Origin of the sequence: Heyndrickxia sp. FSL W8-0496, from assembly GCF_038007825.1 — a bacterium.
Classification (GTDB): domain Bacteria; phylum Bacillota; class Bacilli; order Bacillales; family Bacillaceae_C; genus Heyndrickxia; species Heyndrickxia oleronia.
This window is the reverse complement of record NZ_JBBOXX010000001.1, coordinates 5,043,273-5,064,453: the sequence shown is the minus strand read 5'-3', so window position 1 is coordinate 5,064,453 and position 21,181 is coordinate 5,043,273. Positions and strand designations below refer to the sequence as shown.

Annotated in this window: 20 protein-coding genes; 15 read left to right on the top strand and 5 right to left on the bottom strand. The window is 35.1% G+C overall.

Annotated elements, in window-relative coordinates:
* Nucleotides 1–68 precede the first annotated feature (68 nt).
* Nucleotides 69–833, top strand: a complete 765-nt coding sequence (locus NST63_RS25645) for a threonine/serine exporter family protein (RefSeq protein WP_071976364.1) — start codon at nt 69–71, stop codon at nt 831–833.
* A gap of 51 nt (nt 834–884) precedes the next feature.
* On the top strand, nt 885–1,322 hold the full coding sequence (locus NST63_RS25640) for a threonine/serine exporter family protein (protein ID WP_058006807.1): 438 nt from the start codon (nt 885–887) through the stop codon (nt 1,320–1,322).
* A gap of 226 nt (nt 1,323–1,548) precedes the next feature.
* Here the strand turns inward: NST63_RS25640 and NST63_RS25635 are convergent, their stop codons facing one another.
* The gene (locus tag NST63_RS25635; RefSeq protein WP_212945020.1) at nt 1,549–2,148 is read right to left on the bottom strand and encodes an undecaprenyl-diphosphatase; all 600 of its coding nucleotides are present in this window, start codon (nt 2,146–2,148) and stop codon (nt 1,549–1,551) included.
* A 219-nt stretch (nt 2,149–2,367) separates the two neighbouring features.
* On the opposite strand from NST63_RS25635, the gene asnB reads away from it, so the two are divergent.
* The 6 genes from asnB to phnE (NST63_RS25605) all read left to right on the top strand — a co-directional run bounded on the left by asnB (nt 2,368) and on the right by phnE (NST63_RS25605) (nt 8,742).
* On the top strand, nt 2,368–4,215 hold the full coding sequence (gene asnB, locus NST63_RS25630) for an asparagine synthase (glutamine-hydrolyzing) (protein ID WP_341044055.1): 1,848 nt from the start codon (nt 2,368–2,370) through the stop codon (nt 4,213–4,215).
* 130 nt (nt 4,216–4,345) lie between these two features.
* Nucleotides 4,346–5,578, top strand: coding sequence for a DEAD/DEAH box helicase (locus NST63_RS25625; protein ID WP_341044054.1), 1,233 nt, complete (start codon nt 4,346–4,348; stop codon nt 5,576–5,578).
* A 66-nt stretch (nt 5,579–5,644) separates the two neighbouring features.
* On the top strand, nt 5,645–5,773 hold the full coding sequence (locus tag NST63_RS25620; protein WP_257234359.1) for a hypothetical protein: 129 nt from the start codon (nt 5,645–5,647) through the stop codon (nt 5,771–5,773).
* Between the two features lie 631 nt (nt 5,774–6,404).
* Nucleotides 6,405–7,178 (top strand): phosphonate ABC transporter ATP-binding protein, encoded by a 774-nt coding sequence (gene phnC, locus NST63_RS25615; RefSeq protein WP_058006889.1) that lies wholly within the window; start codon nt 6,405–6,407, stop codon nt 7,176–7,178.
* Nucleotides 7,175–7,954 (top strand): phosphonate ABC transporter, permease protein PhnE, encoded by a 780-nt coding sequence (gene phnE / locus NST63_RS25610; protein ID WP_058006888.1) that lies wholly within the window; start codon nt 7,175–7,177, stop codon nt 7,952–7,954. The genes phnC and phnE (NST63_RS25610) overlap by 4 nt, the downstream gene beginning before the upstream one ends.
* The gene (phnE, locus tag NST63_RS25605) at nt 7,951–8,742 is read left to right on the top strand and encodes a phosphonate ABC transporter, permease protein PhnE (protein ID WP_212945022.1); all 792 of its coding nucleotides are present in this window, start codon (nt 7,951–7,953) and stop codon (nt 8,740–8,742) included. Before phnE (NST63_RS25610) ends, phnE (NST63_RS25605) begins: the two co-directional genes overlap by 4 nt.
* 256 nt (nt 8,743–8,998) lie before the next feature.
* On the opposite strand, the gene NST63_RS25600 is transcribed toward phnE (NST63_RS25605), so the two are convergent.
* Entirely contained in the window at nt 8,999–9,949 is a 951-nt protein-coding gene (locus NST63_RS25600) for a phosphate/phosphite/phosphonate ABC transporter substrate-binding protein (protein ID WP_212945023.1), read from the bottom strand.
* A 366-nt stretch (nt 9,950–10,315) separates the two neighbouring features.
* On the opposite strand from NST63_RS25600, the gene NST63_RS25595 reads away from it, so the two are divergent.
* On the top strand, nt 10,316–11,887 hold the full coding sequence (locus NST63_RS25595; RefSeq protein WP_212945024.1) for a bifunctional metallophosphatase/5'-nucleotidase: 1,572 nt from the start codon (nt 10,316–10,318) through the stop codon (nt 11,885–11,887).
* 42 nt (nt 11,888–11,929) lie between these two features.
* On the opposite strand, the gene NST63_RS25590 is transcribed toward NST63_RS25595, so the two are convergent.
* Nucleotides 11,930–12,343: a hypothetical protein gene (locus NST63_RS25590; protein ID WP_212945025.1), complete on the bottom strand. Its 414-nt coding sequence runs from the start codon at nt 12,341–12,343 to the stop codon at nt 11,930–11,932.
* Between the two features lie 312 nt (nt 12,344–12,655).
* Between NST63_RS25590 and NST63_RS25585 the strand changes: the two genes are divergently transcribed.
* The gene (locus NST63_RS25585) at nt 12,656–14,038 is read left to right on the top strand and encodes an L-cystine transporter (protein ID WP_341044049.1); all 1,383 of its coding nucleotides are present in this window, start codon (nt 12,656–12,658) and stop codon (nt 14,036–14,038) included.
* 61 nt (nt 14,039–14,099) lie between these two features.
* Here NST63_RS25585 and NST63_RS25580 read toward each other — a convergent pair whose 3' ends face one another.
* Together NST63_RS25580 and NST63_RS25575 are read right to left on the bottom strand one after the other, a co-directional pair.
* Nucleotides 14,100–15,614 carry an acetyl-CoA hydrolase/transferase family protein gene (locus NST63_RS25580; protein WP_341044048.1) on the bottom strand — a complete coding sequence of 505 codons (1,515 nt, stop codon included), beginning with the start codon at nt 15,612–15,614 and terminating at the stop codon, nt 14,100–14,102.
* 232 nt (nt 15,615–15,846) lie between these two features.
* Nucleotides 15,847–16,497, bottom strand: a complete 651-nt coding sequence (locus tag NST63_RS25575; protein ID WP_212945028.1) for a LytTR family DNA-binding domain-containing protein — start codon at nt 16,495–16,497, stop codon at nt 15,847–15,849.
* A 143-nt stretch (nt 16,498–16,640) separates the two neighbouring features.
* Between NST63_RS25575 and NST63_RS25570 the strand changes: the two genes are divergently transcribed.
* From NST63_RS25570 to murQ, 5 genes are all read left to right on the top strand, one after another.
* Entirely contained in the window at nt 16,641–17,159 is a 519-nt protein-coding gene (locus NST63_RS25570) for a GNAT family N-acetyltransferase (protein WP_212945029.1), read from the top strand.
* A gap of 43 nt (nt 17,160–17,202) precedes the next feature.
* On the top strand, nt 17,203–17,394 hold the full coding sequence (locus tag NST63_RS25565; RefSeq protein WP_212945030.1) for an SE1832 family protein: 192 nt from the start codon (nt 17,203–17,205) through the stop codon (nt 17,392–17,394).
* 273 nt (nt 17,395–17,667) lie between these two features.
* Nucleotides 17,668–18,780, top strand: a complete 1,113-nt coding sequence (locus NST63_RS25560) for a PRK06851 family protein (RefSeq protein WP_212945031.1) — start codon at nt 17,668–17,670, stop codon at nt 18,778–18,780.
* Between the two features lie 145 nt (nt 18,781–18,925).
* Nucleotides 18,926–20,095, top strand: coding sequence for a MalY/PatB family protein (locus tag NST63_RS25555; protein WP_341044047.1), 1,170 nt, complete (start codon nt 18,926–18,928; stop codon nt 20,093–20,095).
* Between the two features lie 190 nt (nt 20,096–20,285).
* A complete protein-coding gene (gene murQ / locus NST63_RS25550) occupies nt 20,286–21,170 on the top strand; it encodes an N-acetylmuramic acid 6-phosphate etherase (RefSeq protein WP_071977482.1) in 885 nt (294 codons plus the stop codon).
* Nucleotides 21,171–21,181: the final 11 nt, after the last annotated feature.

Here is a 21,181-nt window from a genome sequence, read left to right as displayed (position 1 = left end):
GAACAACGCTTTTTTTAAACTTTATGATAAGATATAGGATATTTATACTGAATAAATGGAGATTATAAATGGAAAATCAATCAGCTCTAACATATAAAGTGGTAGAAACATGTTTGCTTGCAGGGAAGATTATGCTTCAGAGTGGTGCTGAAACGTATCGAGTGGAGGATACGATGACAAGGATCGCTGAATCGTTTGGCATTTTGCACACACATAGTTTTGTAACGCCAACAGGGATTATATTTTCTATTGATGGATCAGAGCCTACGAAGCTTGTTCGTGTATCGGAACGATCCACGGATTTAAAAAAGGTAACGATTGTAAATAGTATTTCCAGAAAGTTAACAGGTAGAGAGATATCATTAAATGAAGCATGGGATGAATTAAAAATAATAGAAAAAACAAATTTTGCTTACCCTATTTGGATTCAAATCACAGCTGCAGCTATCGCCAGTGGATGCTTTATGATCATGTTTAATGGTGGTTGGGGTGATTTTCTTCCATCGGTTATAACTGGTGGCTTAGGATTTACTGGTCTAATTTATTTACATCGAATTGTAAAGGTGAAATTTTTTTCGGAGTGTCTCTCCTCACTTATCATCGGATTAATGGCTATAACTTTTGTAAAGCTGGGCATTGGTAATGAACTAGATAAAATTATTATTGGATCAGTTATGCCTCTTGTTCCAGGATTACTTATTACGAATGCCGTTCGTGATTTAATGGCTGGTCATCTTGTATCTGGAATATCAAAGGGTGCTGAAGCGTTTTTAACCGCCTTCGCTATAGGAACCGGAATCGCTGTAGTAATATCACTCTTTTCAATGATATAGGGAAAAGCGTAAGCGCTAAAATGGAATCGGTAGGAAAGGAATATGAGTTTCATGATTGAACAACTTATCACTAGCTTAATAGCAACGGGTGCGTTTGGGATTATCTTTAATATACCGAGGAAAAAGCTATTTTTATGCGGCCTCGTTGGTATGTTGGGTTGGTTTGTATATATTTTACTTATGTCATCCTATGCAAATGCTGCAGTAGCAAGTTTAGTGGCAGCCTTTGTCATTGCTGTAATCAGTCAAGTTTTTGCCAAGATATATAAAGCACCGATTATTATTTTTAGTGTGTCTGGAATTATTCCGCTTGTTCCGGGTGGAATGTCCTATGATGCCATGCGCCATTTTGTCGCTAATGATTATAATACGGCACTTCAACTAGCAGCTAAAGCATTTATGATATCTGGTGCAATTGCTATTGGTATTGTGTTTGCAGAGGTTATCAATCAAATGATCAAAAGTGTTTGGCAAAAGAAAACAACATAGAAATAAAAAGGCTGTTTTCGTATAGTTTGTTGCTTATGTAAAAGCCTAACTACCGGCTTTTACTCCCCATAAAGGATTCTAGCTTGTCGTCTTATGGAGATCACAGCTCTTTTCTCAGTGAAATGAAACGTGTAGCGATCCCTAGTTGTATTAGTTATAACTTTATTTAAATAGCAACAATGTTTGAGAAAAGAGTCAATAAAAAAGAGGTTACCTAGATAACCTCTTAAAAATTTTCTGTCTTATTTTTAGAAGGGAGAATTCTCTGTTCAATTCTCTCATAGCCTTTTAGTATTTTTGTGATTAGGGAGATTTTTGGAACAAGCCAATACGCAAATAGTGCTGAAATAATCCCTATTATGGCACCAGTCATTACATCTACTGGATAATGAACCCCTACCCATACTCGAGAGATAGCTACTAAAATCGCAAGTGTAATCCATAACCACCATTCTTTTTTTCGAACGAGCCAAAAGGAAAAGCAAATCGAGAAGAAGATGATAGAGTGATCACTTGGAAAAGAATTATCTATTCCATGTTCAATAAGTTGACTAACATTTGGAAGTACGGCGAACGGTTGGTGATGGGAATAAAATTGGCCAGCAATTTTCCCGATAATCTCAGCAAGAATAACTGTTACCACAGATTGAATAACCATCATTCTATTTTTTTTGTTTCGGGTAAACCAATGAAGAATCATTGCAAGAAACAAAAAATATAGCAGATACTCTGCAATAAAGACGACAACAGGATTTAAAAATGAATAATCCTTTCCTAAATTATTGATCATTCGGAAAGCATCAATATTTAATTCGGAAAACGACAATATTCTTCCTCCTAATTCAAAACTATCAATGATCAAAAAATCATCAATGTTTGTATTATATAACAAACTGCTGTTATATAACTACCTTATTCTATTACAATTTCCTTACATCCTTGTAAGGAAAACACCTCAAATATTTTATGGACAACTCAACGAATAGGCATTCGCACATATAATAAGTATCAGTTTTTTAGATCTTGGATGGAGGAGATGCTTTAGATGTGCGGAATAACTGGATGGATTGACTATAAGACAAATTTATTAAATAAGCAGGATACTATTCAAATGATGACAGAGACATTATCAAAGCGTGGACCTGATGATACAAATATTTGGTTAACAAGGAATGCTGCTTTCGGTCATAAGCGATTAGTAGTAGTGGATCCTTTATGTGGTGTTCAACCAATGTCTCGAAAGAAGGAAGACTATACTTATACACTTTGTTATAATGGCGAGCTATATAACACGGAAGACATTCGTAAGGAACTTCTAAGCAAGGGATATCGATTTCAAGGACATTCAGATACGGAAGTTTTGTTATCTGCCTATATGGAGTGGGAAGAGGAATGTATCCATCATTTTAATGGGATATTTGCTTTTGCAATTTGGGACGAAAAGAAGCAGCAATTATTTGCGGCGAGAGATCGGTTGGGGGTAAAACCACTTTTTTATAGGGAGCATAATGGTGGATTATTATTTGGATCAGAATTAAAGGCAATATTAGCTCATCCAGAAGTTAAACCAGAGCTTGGAAGAGATGGACTATCCGAAATATTTGGGCTAGGACCATCGAGAACACCAGGACATGGAATCTTTCAAGGAATTAATGAGTTAAGGCCTGCATTCGCATTGACCTTCTCAAAGAACGGAATGAGACAGTGGAGGTATTGGAATGTAAAGAGTGAAAGGCATCTTGATACATTAGAGGAAACAGCTGAAAAAATTAACTATTTATTTAAAGATGCTGTAACAAGGCAGCTAGTATCGGATGTTCCAATTTGTACGTTTTTATCAGGAGGAGTCGACTCCAGCGCCATCACAGCTATAGCGGCAAACCACTTCAAGGAAAATAATGAAGGTCCGTTGCACACATTCTCTATCGATTATGAAGGAAATGATCAGTATTTTAAGGCAAATGAATTTCAGCCAAATGCAGATTCTTATTGGATTGAGAAAATGACACAAAGCTTTGGAACTATTCATCATTCAAGTATTATAGGGCAGGAAGAGCTAGCTGAGTATTTAAAGGAGGCAGTTTTAGTTCGAGACACTCCTGGAATGGCAGATGTGGATTCCTCTCTGTTATGGTTTTGTAAAGAGATCAAAAAAGATTTTGTTGTAAGTTTATCAGGAGAGTGTGCAGATGAGATTTTCGGAGGCTACCCATGGTTTTATCGAGAAGATGATTTAGCTAGGAATGGATTTCCGTGGATGCGTTCAATTGACGAACGAGTCGGTTTGCTAAAAGATGGTTGGAGTAAAAAGCTAAATATCGAAGATTACGTTTTAACAAAATATGAAGAGACTGTCCAAGAAACACCAATTTTTGAAGGAGAGTCACTTTTAGAGACGAAGAGACGCCAATTGTTTTATTTAAATATGATTTGGTTTATGACTACATTACTAGATAGAAAAGATCGAATGAGTATGGGGGCAAGTTTAGAGGTACGTGTTCCGTTTGCTGATCATCGATTAGTGGAATATGTTTGGAATATCCCTTGGGAGATGAAAATGTATGGGAATCGTGAAAAAGGTTTACTGCGAAAAGCATTAGAAAATATTTTACCTGCTGAAGTTTTATATCGTAAAAAAAGTCCATATCCCAAAACCCATCATCCAGTATATACAAAGGTTGTTAAGCAGTGGCTAAATGAAATTTTGGAGGATAAAAATTCAATTTTATATGAAATGTTAAAGGCAGACCGATTAAAGGAAATTGTTGAAACAGAAGGAAGGGCGTTTCAAGTACCATGGTTTGGCCAATTAATGACAGGACCTCAATTACTTGCGTATTTAGCACAAATACACTACTGGTTTGATGAATATGGAATTAATATTAAGGAATAATGTTATGATATTTAGTGATAACGTCGATATAGATGTTATCACTTTATTTTGTATGAGAAATGATAATAATAAATAGTAAACAGTTTTATGTAATTATTTTTTAATGCCAACTGAGAGAAAAGGAGCAATCATGGGAGATTTTTTAACAATCGGTGTACAACCGATTATACAGAAGCAGCTTAAAGCAAATGGAATACATGAACCAACAGCCATACAGGAGGAAGTAATCCCATTACTTTTAAAAGGCAGTGATGTGATTGCACAAGCACAAACTGGAACGGGAAAAACACTAGCTTTCCTTTTACCAATTTTAGAGAGAATTGATTCGGCTAATCCTACTGTTCAAGCTTTAATTGTTACGCCTACAAGGGAACTTGCTTTGCAAATTACAGCTGAATTAAAACAATTGACAACTGCACTGGACACGATAAATAGTCTAGCTATTTATGGGGGACAAGATGTAGAGCAACAATTAAAACGATTAAAAGGAGCTATCCATATTATTGTTAGTACACCAGGTAGACTACTGGATCATGTAAGAAGAGGAACGGTAGATTTATCTACTGTTTCGATGTTTGTATTAGATGAAGCAGATCAAATGTTACATCTAGGGTTCTTACCAGAGGTAGAGGATATTATCTCTGCATTATCAAAAAAAAGACAAACGATGCTTTTTTCTGCAACGATGACGAAACAAGTGAGCTCGATTGCAAAGGAGTATATGAATAATCCAATTAGTATCCGGGTGCAAAGTAAGCAAGTGACTTTGGATAAAATTGATCAATTCGTTATTGAAACGACGGATCGTGCTAAACAAGCAAGCCTTCGTATGATGATGGATGAGCACCGTCCTTTTTTAGCAATAATTTTTTGTAGAACAAAGAGAAGGGTAAGTACATTAACTGATGCTCTAAAAGGATATGGCTATAATACAGAAGAGCTCCATGGTGATTTATCGCAAGCAAAGCGGGAAAAAGTGATGAAAAGCTTTCGAGAGGCGAAAATACAATATTTAGTTGCAACAGATGTCGCTGCAAGAGGAATAGATGTTGAAGGCGTTACACATGTGTTTAATTATGATATTCCTCAAGATGTAGAAAGTTATATTCATCGAATTGGAAGAACTGGTAGAGCAGGCGGGAAAGGAATGGCGTTCACATTTGTGGCTCCAAAGGATCGCTCCTACCTCGAGATGATTGAAAAAGGAATACGTCAGAAATTAGATAGAATAAATATCCAATTGCCTAATAACCAATCAGAAATGAATTCAACGGAAATAAAAACAAAGAAGAAGCCTCAGAAAAGTTACCATAAATCTGAAAAACCAGCTTTAAACACAAGAAAGTCAAAAAGAAGAAGATAGAGTTTGCATAATATCTCTACGTTTATTCAAACTATCATTGTAATATATAAAAAGGAGATGGATATGATGGGAAGAACAAAACGTGGGAATGCTAATGCTCAAAGAAATAATAATGTGAAAAATCACAATGAAATTAGTGAGGAATTGGTCGAATTCCATACAGATAAAAAAGGAAAAACAAAAAAGAAACAGTAAAGAGGTAGGCATTTGCCTACCTTTTTAATTTAATGGATGCTGAACTTATTACATAGGGAATTTGTTAATTTAAAACAAAAAATTTATCTATATTTGTCTAAAATTAATGTTGAATCTAGGTCAATTTTAGTAGATAATGAATAATGGGAGAGAACCTTCTAAATTCTCCCAAAACTTTATTATATCTTAAAGTAAGAATAGAAGACTAGAAAAATCATTGCAAAAAGGTTGTTTTTTTACAAATTTTTGAAGCTTTAAAATATTCAACAGAAATGCTTCTATTATCTCCTTGGTTGTATTTACCTTGTTATTTCTCACATTTTCAGAATTGTCCATGTACATTTTTATGTATAATAGAAAAGTAGGGTATATTCTTTTTTTAGCATAGGAAATTATTTTGTATGTTAAAGGAGATAAGTTTATGAGAATTATATTTTTCTACTTTTAGAGTGGAAAGAAAAAGTTTTGTAAAAAAGTAAACTGTAATGAGTTTAAGCGAGTTTACTGGTAAAAAAAGATGTTGTAAGATTATTTTTTGTCCAATTTTTTTGCTTAAGTATTTCCTAAATTGACAGTCTATTTTTACTTTTGCTGTATAAGAAAATAATCCAAAAGGGGAAATAATTTAAAAATGATAGAATTTAAAAATGTATCTAAAGTTTACCCTAATGGGACGAAAGGCCTGAAAAATGTAAACCTTACCATTAATAAAGGCGATTTTGTTGTTATTGTTGGGTTATCAGGTGCTGGTAAATCAACGCTTCTTCGTTCTATTAACCGTCTTCATGAAATTACAGAAGGTGAAATTTTAATTGATGGTAAATCAATTACTGCAGCAAAAGGAAAGTCCCTTCGCCATATCCGACGTGACATTGGTATGATTTTTCAAAATTTCAATCTTGTAAAACGTTCTTCCGTTTTGCGTAATGTATTATCAGGTCGAGTAGCTTATCATTCAACAGTACGAACTCTATTAGGCATGTTTCCAAAAGAGGATGTTGAACTAGCCATCAATGCACTTGATCGTGTGAATATTAAAGAGAAAGCGTATTCACGCGCGGATGAGCTATCCGGAGGACAACAACAACGTGTATCTATTGCTCGTGCATTAGCACAAGAAGCAAAGATTATTCTAGCGGATGAGCCTGTAGCGTCACTTGATCCTTTTACTACTAGACAAGTAATGGATGATTTAAAACGAATTAATCAAGAATTAGGGATAACAACGATTGTAAACTTGCACTTCGTTGACTTAGCTCGTCAATATGCTACTCGTATTATAGGTATACGCGCTGGAGAAGTCGTATATGATGGTCCTGTTGAAGAAGCTACTGATGAGGTTTTCTCTCAAATCTACGGTCGTGAGATTAAGAAAGATGAGATGCTAGGAGAGACAGATCAATGAGTTCAGTAAAGGTGAAAAAACCGTCTAGAATGAAAGGTATCGTCACGCTCATCCTAATTATAGTGATTTTATGGGCGAGTGCATTAAATACTGAGGTATCATTTCAAAAGCTGTGGGCTGGTCTGCCAAACATGGGGACACTTCTAGAGGAAATGTTTCCTCCTGATTGGAGCTATTTTAAATCGATCACAGAGCCAATGCTCGCTACGATTCGAATGGCTGTTCTAGGTACAACCTTTGGTGGAATTGTTGCGATCCCAGTGGCATTACTATCATCCAGTAATGTAGTACGAATTCCTGTTATTTATCAGATTGCAAGATTTATCATGAATCTTATCCGTACAATTCCAGAGCTATTATTAGCAGCTCTATTTGTTCCGATTTTTGGAATCGGTGAAATCCCTGGTATTCTAGCAATTTCTGTATTTTCCTTTGGTATTATAGCGAAACTTTTTTATGAAGCAATTGAGGCGATTGATCCGGGCCCATTAGAAGCAATGACGGCTGTAGGAGCAAACAAGATCCAATGGATTTTCTTTGGTGTTATTCCTCAGGTTCTTGCTCATTATATGTCATTTTTCTTATATAGCTTTGAAATTAATATTCGTGCCGCAGCTATTCTCGGATATGTAGGAGCAGGGGGTATTGGTTTATTCCTTAATAATGCTTTAGGATTTTTCCAATACGATCGCGTGTTATCGATTATTATTTATACCTTTATCGTGGTTCTCATTGTTGATGCGATAAGTAATAAGATTCGGGAGAAATTACTATGAGTCAAATAAAAAAACCACTAAGTAAACGAATAAGAAATTGGGCCATTTTTGTCATTGTTATTGCCATCTACGTCTGGGCATTTGCAGGTGCCCCGTCGATGGTATTAAAGGATTCAGCTATTCAAGCACTTAAAGCAATTTTTCATGGATTTCTTCATCCTGATTGGGATTATATCTATGATCCAGCAGGAGAGGATTTACTTCGTACCTTACTTGAAACATTAGCGATTGCTGTATTAGGGACATTTATCTCAGCTATACTTTGTGTACCATTCGCGTTTTGGTCAGCAAGAAATATGAGTAGGAATAGAGCTATTTCAAGTCTTGGGAAAATCATATTAAGCTGTATTCGTGTATTTCCAGAGCTAATCATGGCATTATTATTTATTAAGTCTGTTGGTTTAGGACCATTTGCCGGCATTCTTGCTTTAGGATTTCATTCAATTGGTATGTTAGGGAAGCTATTTGGTGAGTCGATTGAGAATACTGAATTTAGTGCAAGAGAGGCTTTAATCGCTTCTGGGGCAAATAAGCTACAAGTTTTATGGTTTGCGATTATTCCGGAGGTAATGCCTGCGTTCATGTCCTACACATTATATCGATTTGAAATTAGTGTACGTTCAGCCACTATTCTCGGTATCGTAGGAGCGGGAGGAATTGGAGCCCCATTAATCTTTGCGTTGAATGGTCACTCATGGGATCGTGTAGGGATTATATTATACGGAATCATTGTCATGGTAACAATCATTGACTTAATTTCCGCTGCAATTCGTAAACGTTTAGTTTAATAAATTTATTTAGTAGGGGAAGGACGCTGACAATCAGCGTTCTTTTTTAAAGGGTAGACAGAGTAGAAAAATTAATACTCTTTACTATATTTAGGCGGTCCTGTTCTGTATAGCTTAGAGCTAAACGATTGGTGATCTAAAGCTGATACGGTGTTGAGGATGGGGACTTGTTTATTGTAGGGTAATAAGGATTGTTTAATATTATGGATTTATGTATAGAAAAAAAGAAGAAGCGCCAATATGCGCTTCTTTCATATTATTTACCGACTTCTGCAATCTTTTTAGTGTATTCACGAACTACATCAAAGTTAGAGTCGTCAGATTTTTTATAGCCAACATGGGAATAGATTGCTTGGATAATTTCTTTACCCTTTTCATCTTCACCAATTTTTACGAATGCATCTGCAATTTTATCTTTCCATGCTTTATCCATATCAGGGCGAACACTGATTGTATCATTTGGAATTTTATCTGTTGTGAATAGATAGTGTGTATCTTTATAAACATTTGGATATTCTTTTTCAACGATATTACGTGCATCAACGAATAATGCTGCAGCATCAACATCTCCACTTAGGACACCTTGAACGCCTTTATCATGTCCTTGAAGCTGAATGCCTGTTACATCTTTTTGTGCGTCAACGCCATCTTTCTTCATTTCAACAGCTGGCCATACATATCCTGCTGAAGATGTTGGAGCTTGCCAGCCGATTGTTTTACCTTTTAAGTCTTTAATGCTATTAATACCAGAGTCATTTTTTACAAGAATTCCAGATAAGTAGTAATCTACTAATTCATCTGTATTTTTTCCTGTTTCAGGATCAACTGCATAACGTAATGCTTGAAGTAATACATCTGCATAGCCTTTTTCGTGTGCTAATACATAGTCAGTAGGTGGTAGGAAACCAAGGTCAAGTTGTTTAGAACCCATTGCTTCAACTACACCATTGTAGTCAGTTGTTACTTGAACTTTAACAGGGATATCAAGTTCTTTTTCTAGTAAGTCTGCTAAAGGTTTTGCTTTTGCTTCTAATGTCTCAGCATTTTGAGATGGTACGAAACCAATTGTTAGTTCTTTTGGAACATAATTTTTGCTATCTGATTTTTTGTCGCCATTCTTTGCTTCGTCATCGCCTTTGCCGCAGCCAGCCATTACAATGGCAACTACACCAAGTGCGAGGAATAATGCAGCAAATTTTTTAAGCATACATTTACCTCCGAATGTAAAAAGTTTTTTTGAATACGCTTTAAGCATATAATATTTTTAATATAAAGGAAATAAGAAAATTGCATTTCTATTAAATTTTTTGAAGAACAATGTCTATTGTTATAGTAGTATTAAATTGATGTAAAAAAATATGGATTTTTTGTAAAGGTTTTCTAGAATATTAATAATTCTGAAATAATTAGGGGCTGTTCCTCTATTACTATATGGTAGAGAGAGTTCATATTTTTAGTTTATAATAAAGAGTAAGAATTAGGTCCTTTTTTTAATTTGTTTTTTACCTAAAAGGACGTAAAAAGATAAAAGAAATACATATAAAAACAGCTAATGATATAAGGATGGGTAAAAATGAAAAAGATGAATATAACAATACTTGAAACTAGTGATGTACATGGTAGCATCTTTCCGATAAATTATGGGACAAATAAAGAAGCAGATGTAGGGCTTGGTAAGATTGCTTCATTAATTAAACAGGAAAGACAAAAGAATGAAAATACAATTCTAATTGATAATGGAGATTTAATCCAAGGCACGCCTTTAACTTATCATTATGCCAGAATTAATCATGAACATCCTAATCCAATGGTTCTTTTAGCGAATGAATTACGATATGACGCAGCTGTCTTTGGTAATCATGAATTTAATTATGGAAAGGGAATTCTTGGAGCAGCTGTGAATGAATCAAACTTTCCTTGGTTATCAGCTAATATTATGAATAAAGAAACAGGGGAGCCTTATTATGGTTGTCCGTATTTAATAAAGGATGTTAATGGTGTGAAGGTAGGAATCTTAGGATTAACAACACCATATATTCCAAATTGGGAGCAACCGGAAAATATTGAAGGCATCGATTTTGTGAATCCTGTGGAAGAAGCAAAGAAGTGGGTGAAATATCTCCGTGAAGAGTTGGATGTAGATATTGTGATCGTGTCTTATCATGGAGGATTTGAGCGTGATTTAGAAACAGGAGAACCGACTGAAACGTTAACTGGCGAGAATCAAGGGTATCAAATTTGTCAGGAGGTTGAAGGCATCGATGTCTTATTAACTGGCCATCAGCATCGACAAATTGAAGACCAAACGATAAATGGTGTGATCGTAGTGCAGCCGGGAAACAATGGGATAGCTTTAGGAAAGGTATCTCTGCAGCTTGAAAATCAGGAAGGGATATGGAAGATCGTTAAAAAGACTTCTGCATTACTTCCAGTGATCGGTGTTCAAGCTGATTTGGATTTGCTCGATAAAGTAAGAGAATATGAACAAGCAACCCAGGAATGGTTGGACCAACCAATTGGTAAAATTGAAGGAGATATGGTTGTAAATGATCCAATGGAAATTAGAATGGGAGACAATGCATTGATTGAATTCTTTAATCATGTACAGATGGATGTTGCTGGTGTAGAGATATCTAATACCGCTTTATTTGATAATCAGTCTCCTGGACTTACAGAGAATGTGACAATGAGGGATGTTGTTTCGAATTACATCTATCCTAATACATTAAAGGTCATTCGTATTTCTGGGGCTGATATGAAAGAAGCTTTAGAGCGTTCGGCATCGTACTTTAAACAGTATGATGGTGGAGAGGTTGAAGTGAATCCTGCATTTACTACGCCAAAGCCACAGCATTTTAACTATGATATGTGGGAAGGCATAGAGTATGTTATTGATATTCGTAAGCCCGTTGGAGAGCGAATCGTGAAACTTGAATTCAAAGGAGCCCCGGTAGACCCTAATCAAGAATATGATGTTGTTATGAATAATTATCGAGCTGGCGGTGGGGGAGAATACTTTATGTATAAAGATAAACCTGTCATTAAAGATATTCCTACGGATGTATCAGAACTTATTGCTAATTATATTTTAGAAAAGAAAGTCGTTACAGCAACAGTTAATCATAATTGGAAAGTTATTTATTAAGATATAAATGAATGGAGGCTGCCCAGTGGCAGCCTTCTTTTTTTATGCCATGTTCAGCATAAGCAACATCGCGACGATCGCAATAATGGGAAAAGCCAAAATCATCATGAGGCCAATAAATGTAAAGGAGCGAATGAATGCTTTTATCTCCTCGGTCACATCGACTTTTGATTGCAAAAAAATGAATAGTACACCAAATAATGTTGCGATAATGGTTATAACGATTGGAATCAATAAATCAGCTGTGCTAGATACTGGGCGTGTATTCATAAAACCCAATACCACTAAGATAATTGGAATAATTTCAATGATGGCATTTGCTATAAAAAATTTCGTTTGTATTTTTCCTTGATCAGCTGGATTATCCTTAATCTTATCGATATGGAATTTAAAATTAACAGAAATTCCGATCACCGCAATGAGTACGGCGAACACAAAATAATACACGGAATGCATGTTTATCCTCCTTTATTTAAAAAAAATTTCGTTGTTTATTGTATTTACGAATTTAAAGGATTTTTAGTTTCGTTATTTAACTAGAGAAACTTTTCTTTAATGTATGAATAGTGGGTGAATACATATGATAAAAAAACATAGATTAAAGTAATTCCTACTTGACTGATTGGATTAATTATAATATAGTTTTGCTTGCAATAAAAAAACAATTCGCTTTGTTAAGAACGATGTTGCTGGTTGACTTAACCAACTTGAGGAAAGAAAATCAACAGTATTGTTTAACAGCGGCATTTTATTTTAAGGGGGATAAAAGTGAACACTTTTCTTGTTATTATTAATATTGTTGTTTTGTTACTTTTAATCTTCGGCCTTTTTATTATGCAAAAGAAGCATGTTTCCTTTTCAAAACGTGTATTCGCTGGATTAGGTCTAGGACTTATTTTTGGTTTTATCATTCACTTGATTTATGGTACGACGTCGAAAGTAACAATTAATACTATAGATTGGTTTAACATTGTAGGTAGTGGTTATGTGAAACTACTTCAAATGGTCGTTATGCCACTTGTTTTTATTTCCATTGTCGGTGCTTTTACAAAATTAAAACTTACGAAAAACCTTGGGAAAATAAGCTTTTTAGTTATAGGAATCTTATTAGGAACAACAGCGATCTCTGCTGCTGTGGGCATTGGCTCAGCATTAAGCTTTAATTTAGATGGAATTCATTTAAGTCAAGGTGAAGCTGAAGCTGCGAGAAACGCAGAGTTGCAAGAAAAAGTAGTTGGTGTTCAGGGAATGACTATTCCACAACAAATTATAGAATTATTCCCAAGTAACCCATTTCAAGATTTAACAGGTGCTCGTCCAACTTCTACAATTGCCGTCGTTATTTTTGCAGCATTTGTAGGGATTGCCTTTCTAGGTGTAAAGCGTAAAGATCCAGAGCATGGTGAGTTTTTTGCAAAAATAATAGATACTATTTATGCCATTATTATGAGGATTGTTACCTTGATTCTTCGATTAACTCCATATGGGGTTTTAGCATTAATAACAAAGGTAACGGCCACAAGTGATTATGGAGCAATTGCTAAGCTTGGAAAATTTGTTATTGCTTCCTATGTTGCGTTAATTATTATGTTTATTATTCATTTACTTTTAATTGCACTAGTCAAATTAAGTCCAGTCAAATATGTGAGAAAGGCATTACCAACCTTAACATTTGCTTTTACCTCACGTTCAAGTGCAGGAACACTGCCTTTAAACATTAAAACACAAACTAGCAGTTTTGGTGTTTCTGAAGGGATTGCCAATTTTGCAGGATCATTTGGGTTGTCAATTGGTCAAAATGGATGTGCCGGTATTTATCCAGCTATGCTGGCGATTATGGTAGCTCCTTCAGCGGGAATTAATCCAATGGATCCATCGTTTATTGTAACGCTTATTATTGTTGTTGCCATTAGTTCATTTGGTGTCGCAGGTGTAGGTGGCGGTGCTACATTTGCAGCGTTAATAGTGTTATCTGTACTAAACTTACCGATTGCTATTGTTGGATTGCTCATTTCAGTAGAGCCATTAATTGATATGGGCCGTACAGCATTAAATGTAAGTGGAAGTATGACAGCAGGAATATTAACTGGTAAGGTAACAGGAGAACTTGATAAGGAAGTATATCAGCAACATAAAACAATCGAAGCATAATATTATGTAAAATAAAAAGAATGCCCTCAAACTTGACGGCATTCTTTTTTTGTTGGTACAACTAAACTTCATGTATTAGTTGATGCATAGTTCCATTTTTCTCATAATTTATGTGCCAGGAAAGGGCTTTTTCTAGAATATGTGGTGTCTGTCCACCTTTTTGCTTTGCTTCTTCAAAATATTCAATAAGCTGATCCCGATAAGATGGGTGTACACAGTTTTCGATAATGAGAGGAACCCGCTCGATCGGTGCTAATCCTCTTAAATCAGCATAGCCCTGTTCAGTTACAATGACATCAACATCATGCTCTGTATGGTCGACATGTGAGACAAATGGTACAATGCTTGAAATATCCCCGTTTTTTGCAATGGATTTTGTCACGAAAATCGCTAAACGTGCATTTCTAGCAAAATCTCCTGAACCACCGATTCCATTCATCATATGTGTGCCTCGAACATGGGTGGAATTTACATTTCCATAAATATCAATTTCAAGAGCTGTATTAATGGATATTAGTCCTAGACGACGGATAATTTCTGGATGGTTTGAGATTTCCTGTGGTCTAAGAATTAAATAATTCTTATATTTATCCAGATTGGAGTATACCTGTTTCATCTTTTCATCTGATAATGTAATGGAACAACAAGAGGCAAATCGTACCTTACCAGCATCAATTAAATCAAAGACTGCATCCTGAAGTACCTCGGAATAGACTTCTAAATTAGTAAAATCAGATTCTATTAGTCCATGTAGCACTGCATTTGCTACTGAGCCTATCCCGGATTGCAAAGGTGCAAGTTGATTCGTTAATCTGCCAGCTTCAACTTCGCTTTTTAAAAAACGTATTAAGTGATTAGCCATGATTTGTGTTTCCTCATCAGGTGGAACGATTGTTGAGGCTGAATCAACTTGATGAGTGAATACAATACCGGCGATTTTATCACTATGAACAGGAATTCCTACAGATCCAATACGATCATCTACATTTTTTAACAGAATGGGTTCTCTTTCACCTTGCTTCCCTGACTCATAAATATCGTGAAGACCTTCTAAAGCTTGTGGTTGAGCCAAATTAATTTCAACAATGACATGCTTTGCCTTTTCAACAAATATAGATGAGTTGCCCACTGAAGTAGAGGGGATAATGTATCCGGATTGATCAATCGAAACCGCTTCCACTATTGCAAAGTCAATAGGCTTTAATATATCTGAGCGGATAGCTTCAGCCATATGTGATAAATGCTGATCAACAAAAAGCATTTCACCTTGATTGATTTTCTTCCTCATCGTGCTGTCTGCTTGGAAAGGCATTCGTTTATGAATCATGCCAGCTTCAGCCATTAATTTATCAATATCTGAGCCTAAGGATGCCCCTGTATATATATTTAATTTAATTGCTTCGTTTTTAGCTCGTTCAATCAATGCGGTTGGAACAGCTTTGGCATCCCCAGCTCGTGTAAAACCGCTTAAACCTAATGTCATTCCATCTTTTATCCATGAAGCAGCTTCTTGGGCAGACACAATTCGATTAATTAAACGAGGGTCTTTAATATAATTCGGTATATTGATTTCCATTTCTCGTCATCCTTTTATTTCTTTTGAAATATTCTATCAATCAATGAATGCTTGTTCACTAGTTTATGGATGAAAGGGCTTTTATAAAGTGTAAAGCAGAATATTTAGCTCGTTAAGTAGTAAAAATATTCAAAGAAGGCTGTTTTTAATCGATCTGTATTATTTATTCAATTTTGTTTTCAAATCTAAGTGGTCATATTCAATAAAAAACAACCAGCGAGAGTGCAGGTTGTTAGAAACAAAGTATTTTTCTAAATTGACTAGCATAAGTCTGGCTTACAGGAATTTTAGATTCATCCTTCATAATTAATAAAAAGGTTGAGTGGGAGTCTGGATGTATTTCTGCAATAAAATTAATATTAATGATATAAGAACGATGACATCGAATAAAAATATCATCGGGTAAATAAAACTCTAATTCTGTTAAATTATATTTATGAGCACCAATTAATGTATCTGAGTGTACATTTGTTTTTCTACTTTGGGCTTCTAAATACATAATTTGTGAAAATGGTACAGGCAACCAACGGTCATTTGTTTTTACAGTAAGAAAATTAGTTGAGAAGGTTGCTGGCTTTTTCGGAAGAATTGCGGTGATACATCCTTTCAAATGCCCTTCATCTATAATAGGGAAGGATATACCGAAGTAAGAGATTCCTAAAACATTCTTATCGATATAGTCAGATATTTTTTTTTGCACAGTTAATGCTTGGTATGTTGCTGTACCTTCTCTAATACGATCACCTGGTTTAATTTTTAAATCAATTTGTTTGCTCGGCTGATAATAAATATATTGCTTATCATTCGTTATGGCAATCGAGGTATCCTTTGGTACTAAGTCTTGTATAACTTCCATAATTGATGAAATAGTATGCTGGTCCATGCTGATTTTCACCTTCCTATTCTCTTGTTAAAAGAGCCTAAAAGAAATAAATAATTGCCCACTAAATGGTAGAATAGTATGTATAACTCATCAAAGCTATAAGCAGAACTTATTATACCATACTAGTATAGGAGTGAAAATCTATGCAAATAAGAGTCGGTACAATAAATGATATTAAGGGGCTTGCCAAGGTACACTATGAAAGCTGGATCACGACTTATACAGGAATGTTTTCAGAAGAAACATTTAAAAAACGTACCTACGAAAGAGTACTTGAAAATTGGCGACCGAGATTAGAAAATTTAGATCCTAATTATCGATGCTTTTTAGCAGAAACGGACGAGGGTGAAATTTTTGCTTTTGCTGAATGCGGTAAAGAAAGAACCGGGGATTTCAATATTGATAGCGAGCTTTATACCATTTATATGTTAGAGCTTTTTCATCAAAAAGGTATTGGCAAACTATTGTTTCAAAAGGTAATAGAATTTCTCAATGACCAAGGTTTTCATTCTTTATTAGTATGGGTGCTTAAAGATAATCATTCAGCAAGGAAGTTTTACGAGAAGCTTGGAGGGGTTCAAATAGCCGAACAATCGTTGGGAGATAGTGGTATATTAGAGGTTGCATATGCATGGTCGAATATTCAAGAATTGAATATCTGAATATTTTTAGGTACTCTAATAGAAGAAATTGAGGTGTCTATCAATGAATAGAAAAGAAATTGAATATAAAATTCAAGATTTAAAGGCGGATTATGTTCGCCTCCAGCATGATCTAGAAAAGCTAGAGTTTGTTAAAGGGAATTTATCGCCGCTTGAACTTCAATTAGAGGGTCTTGAGAAGGAGCTAAAAGTCCTGAATGAACAATTAGCGAAGTTGGAAGAGAACGATAAATAAAGACTGAAAACAGCTTGTAGAATGAGTGAATCTCAATGCAAGTTGTTTTTTTATTTGGCTCTTTTCGCAAACATTATTGCTTTTTAGGCAATGTGCTAACAAAAAATAGTACTTTGTTCTTTTGACTACAAGATAATATTGATAGTGCCATATTCACCCATCCTTATGCAGATGAATGAGGCGTTTTTGCTTTTTTTTCACCTAATATCATCAATTGCATAGGCTAATGTGTAGAGAGATTGTTTTCATCCTACTGTAAGAGGAGTGTTTTACATGGCAGGGAAAGTATTAAATTACTTTGCTGGTGGTAATACAGGAAGAGGTTTCTATAATTTATTTGATTCGAATCTTAAGGGATTGGACCGCCTTTTCATTCTAAAAGGGGGACCAGGGACAGGAAAATCAAGCTTGATGAAAAAACTTGCAAGTGAATGGAGAAATAAGGGGTATAATATTGAAATCATTCATTGTTCATCAGATAATGATTCAATTGATGGAGTTATTATTCCTAAACTTAAATTTGGAATCGTTGACGGAACGGCTCCGCATATCGTTGAACCAAATGCACCAGGAGCAATCGAGGAATACGTTAATTTAGGGGTAGCATGGGACAGTGAAAGGCTACAGCAAAATAAAAATCGAATTATTGCTCTGCAAAATGAAGTAAGTCGAGCATTTCAGTTGGCATATGATACTTTTGCAAAAGGATTAGAAGAACATGATGACCTAGAAGAAATTTATTTCAAGGAAATGGATTTTAATAAGGCAAATGAATTAACGGATGAATTGATTCAGCAAATATTTGGCGAGCAGCATTTATCAAAGCAAGCGATCGTCTATCACCGTTTTTTAGGAGCGGCTACGCCAAAAGGGGCAGTAGACTTTATTCCGAATATCACAGAGGGATTAAACAGAAGATATTTTTTAAAAGGTCGTGCGGGAACAGGGAAATCTACTTTATTAAAGAAAGTAGCTGCTGTAGCAGAGGAAAGAGGATTTGACACGGAAATTTATCATTGCGGTTTTGATCCTAATAGTATTGATATGGTAGTTATTAGGGAATTAAGCTTTGCTATCTTCGATAGTACTGATCCGCATGAATACTTTCCAGATCGAAAAGGTGATAAGATAATCGATCTATACATGGCTGCTGTTACTCCTGGTACTGATGAGAAGTATAATATAGAGATAAAAGAAGTTCATAAAAGGTATAAGGATCAGATGAAAGAAGGAACGAAATGCTTAGCTAAAGCAAAGGCTTTGCATGATGAGTTAGAAAAATTGTATGTAGAGGCGATGGATTTCTCAATTTTAGATAAATTTTATCAAATGATTAATCAAGAAATTATTCGATTAGAAAATAATTTATATAGTATGAATGAGTAAAAATGAACACTATGCCATTAAAAAGAACTTTTCAAACATGAAAGTTCTTTTTTGCATTTGTTTATTAAGCGCTTGCCTTTTCTTATTGTTTGCCCTAAGTTATATTAAAGCTATGTAGATGTATGAGTAATAGGGGGATTATAAAATGAATTGGAATGATTGTGTGGTAAGGACGGGTACACATTCGGTTAAATGGTCGAGTATACCTGATCCTAATGAAATTATCCCAATGTGTATAGCAGATATGGACTTTCAAGTAGCACCTGAAATTATGCAAGCGATGGTGAAAAAAGCTGCACATGGTATTTATGGTTATACAACTTTTTGTGAGCGTTACTATCTTTCGATTATCCAGTGGTGGAAAAAAAGATTCGATCTGGATATAGATAAAGAGTGGATATCATTTAGCCCAGGGATTATCCCAGGAATTAATATCCTCCTTCAGATTTTAACAAAGCCTGGAGAACATGTGATTGTTCAAGAACCTGTATATTATCCTTTTTATAGTAGTATTGAAAATCATCAGTGTAAAATTGTACAAAATTCACTTGTTTATAAAAATGGTACATATGAAATGGATTTCGCTGATTTAGAGGAAAAAGCAAGCGATCCAAATGCAAGTGTATTGATTTTATGTAGTCCTCACAATCCTGTTGGAAGAGTATGGACGATTGATGAATTGAATAGGGTTGCTGAAACATGTTTAAAACACAATGTGTGGATTATTTCGGATGAGATGCATGGAGATCTTGTGTATAAAGGAAATCAACATCATCCATTATTTGCAGTGAATCCAAAAATCCAGAATCAAAGTATTATATGTGCTGCACCAAGTAAAACCTTTAATGTAGCAGGATTACAAACATCGATTATCATGATTCCAAACAAGGACCTTCGAGAACAATATCAGCAAAAACTTATTCAGTTCGGTTTAATGAGGCCAAATGTATTCGGGGTAGAAGGAACAATTGCTGCATATGAGTCTTGTGAATATTGGCTTGAGGAATTGCTTGTTTACTTGGAGGAAAATCTGCAATATGTCCTAAATTATTTTAAAACAAAGATTCCGGAGATTATTCCTATCCACCCAGAAGCAACCCACCTTATCTGGCTTGACTGTAGTCAACTTGGTATGAAAGGAGAAGAATTATTTCAATATTTCTTAAATGAGGCAAAGATTAAATTTGATGAAGGATATAAATTCGGTCAAAATGGTGATTCCTTTGTACGGATGAATATTGCATGTCCACGAGAAAGATTGGAGAATGCAATGAAGAGAATTGAAGAGGCAGTAAAGAGTGTTAAGCATAAATAATAGTAATATTCTTCAGACTAAAACTAGTATATAACCTAAAAAACTCGGTAGAAATACCGAGTTTTTTTATATTAAAATCTCTTATAAAATAGGATTTTAAAATATTAATTCATATTTTAATAGATTATGTTGACATTTTATTTCTAATATATAAAATGAAATTAAGAAATAAAATTTAAAGGATGGTACTATGCTTGAAAAACTGACTACAGAAAAACGCAATGACAACACGATGAATCTAGATGTCATGTCAATTCATGAAATTTTAGAAACGATGAATCGAGAAGACCAAACAGTGCCTCAAGCCATTGCTATGGAAATTCATAGTATTGAAAAAGCCGTTCACTACGTTATCCAATCATTTCAAGAAGGGGGACGATTAATTTATATAGGTGCAGGTACTAGTGGAAGACTAGGAGTTTTAGATGCTGTTGAATGTAAGCCAACATTCGGATCACCACCAGAAATGGTCCAAGGTTTTATTGCAGGTGGCGTGAAAGCGTTTACCGAAGCGGTTGAGGGCGCCGAGGATGATGAAGAACAAGGCGGGAAGGACCTAGCAAGTATCACTCTATCGAATAAAGATACTGTGATAGGTATTGCTGCAAGTGGGCGTACACCATATGTAATAGGTGCTCTAAAGTATGCGAGCGAAATAGGGGCTAAAACGGTGAGCGTAAGCTGTAATAAAGGTGCAGAAATAAGTAAATATGCAAGTGTTTTTATTGAGGTTGAGACAGGACCTGAAATATTAACTGGTTCAACACGATTAAAGGCTGGTACAGCTCAGAAACTAATCTTAAATATGATTTCCACTGCATCAATGATCGGTATAGGCAAGGTCTATAAGAATTTAATGGTTGATGTTCAATCAACGAATCTAAAGCTTGTCGAACGATCAAAACGGATTATTATGCAATCAACAGAAGTTGATTATGAAATCGCAAGTGAGTACTTCGAAAAGGCTAATCATAATGTCAAAGCAGCCATTGTAATGATTCTACTTCAATGCTCATATGAAGAAGCATTGGTAAGTCTAAAAAAGGCGAATGGATTTATAAGAAAAGCACTATAAGCCCATTGGGG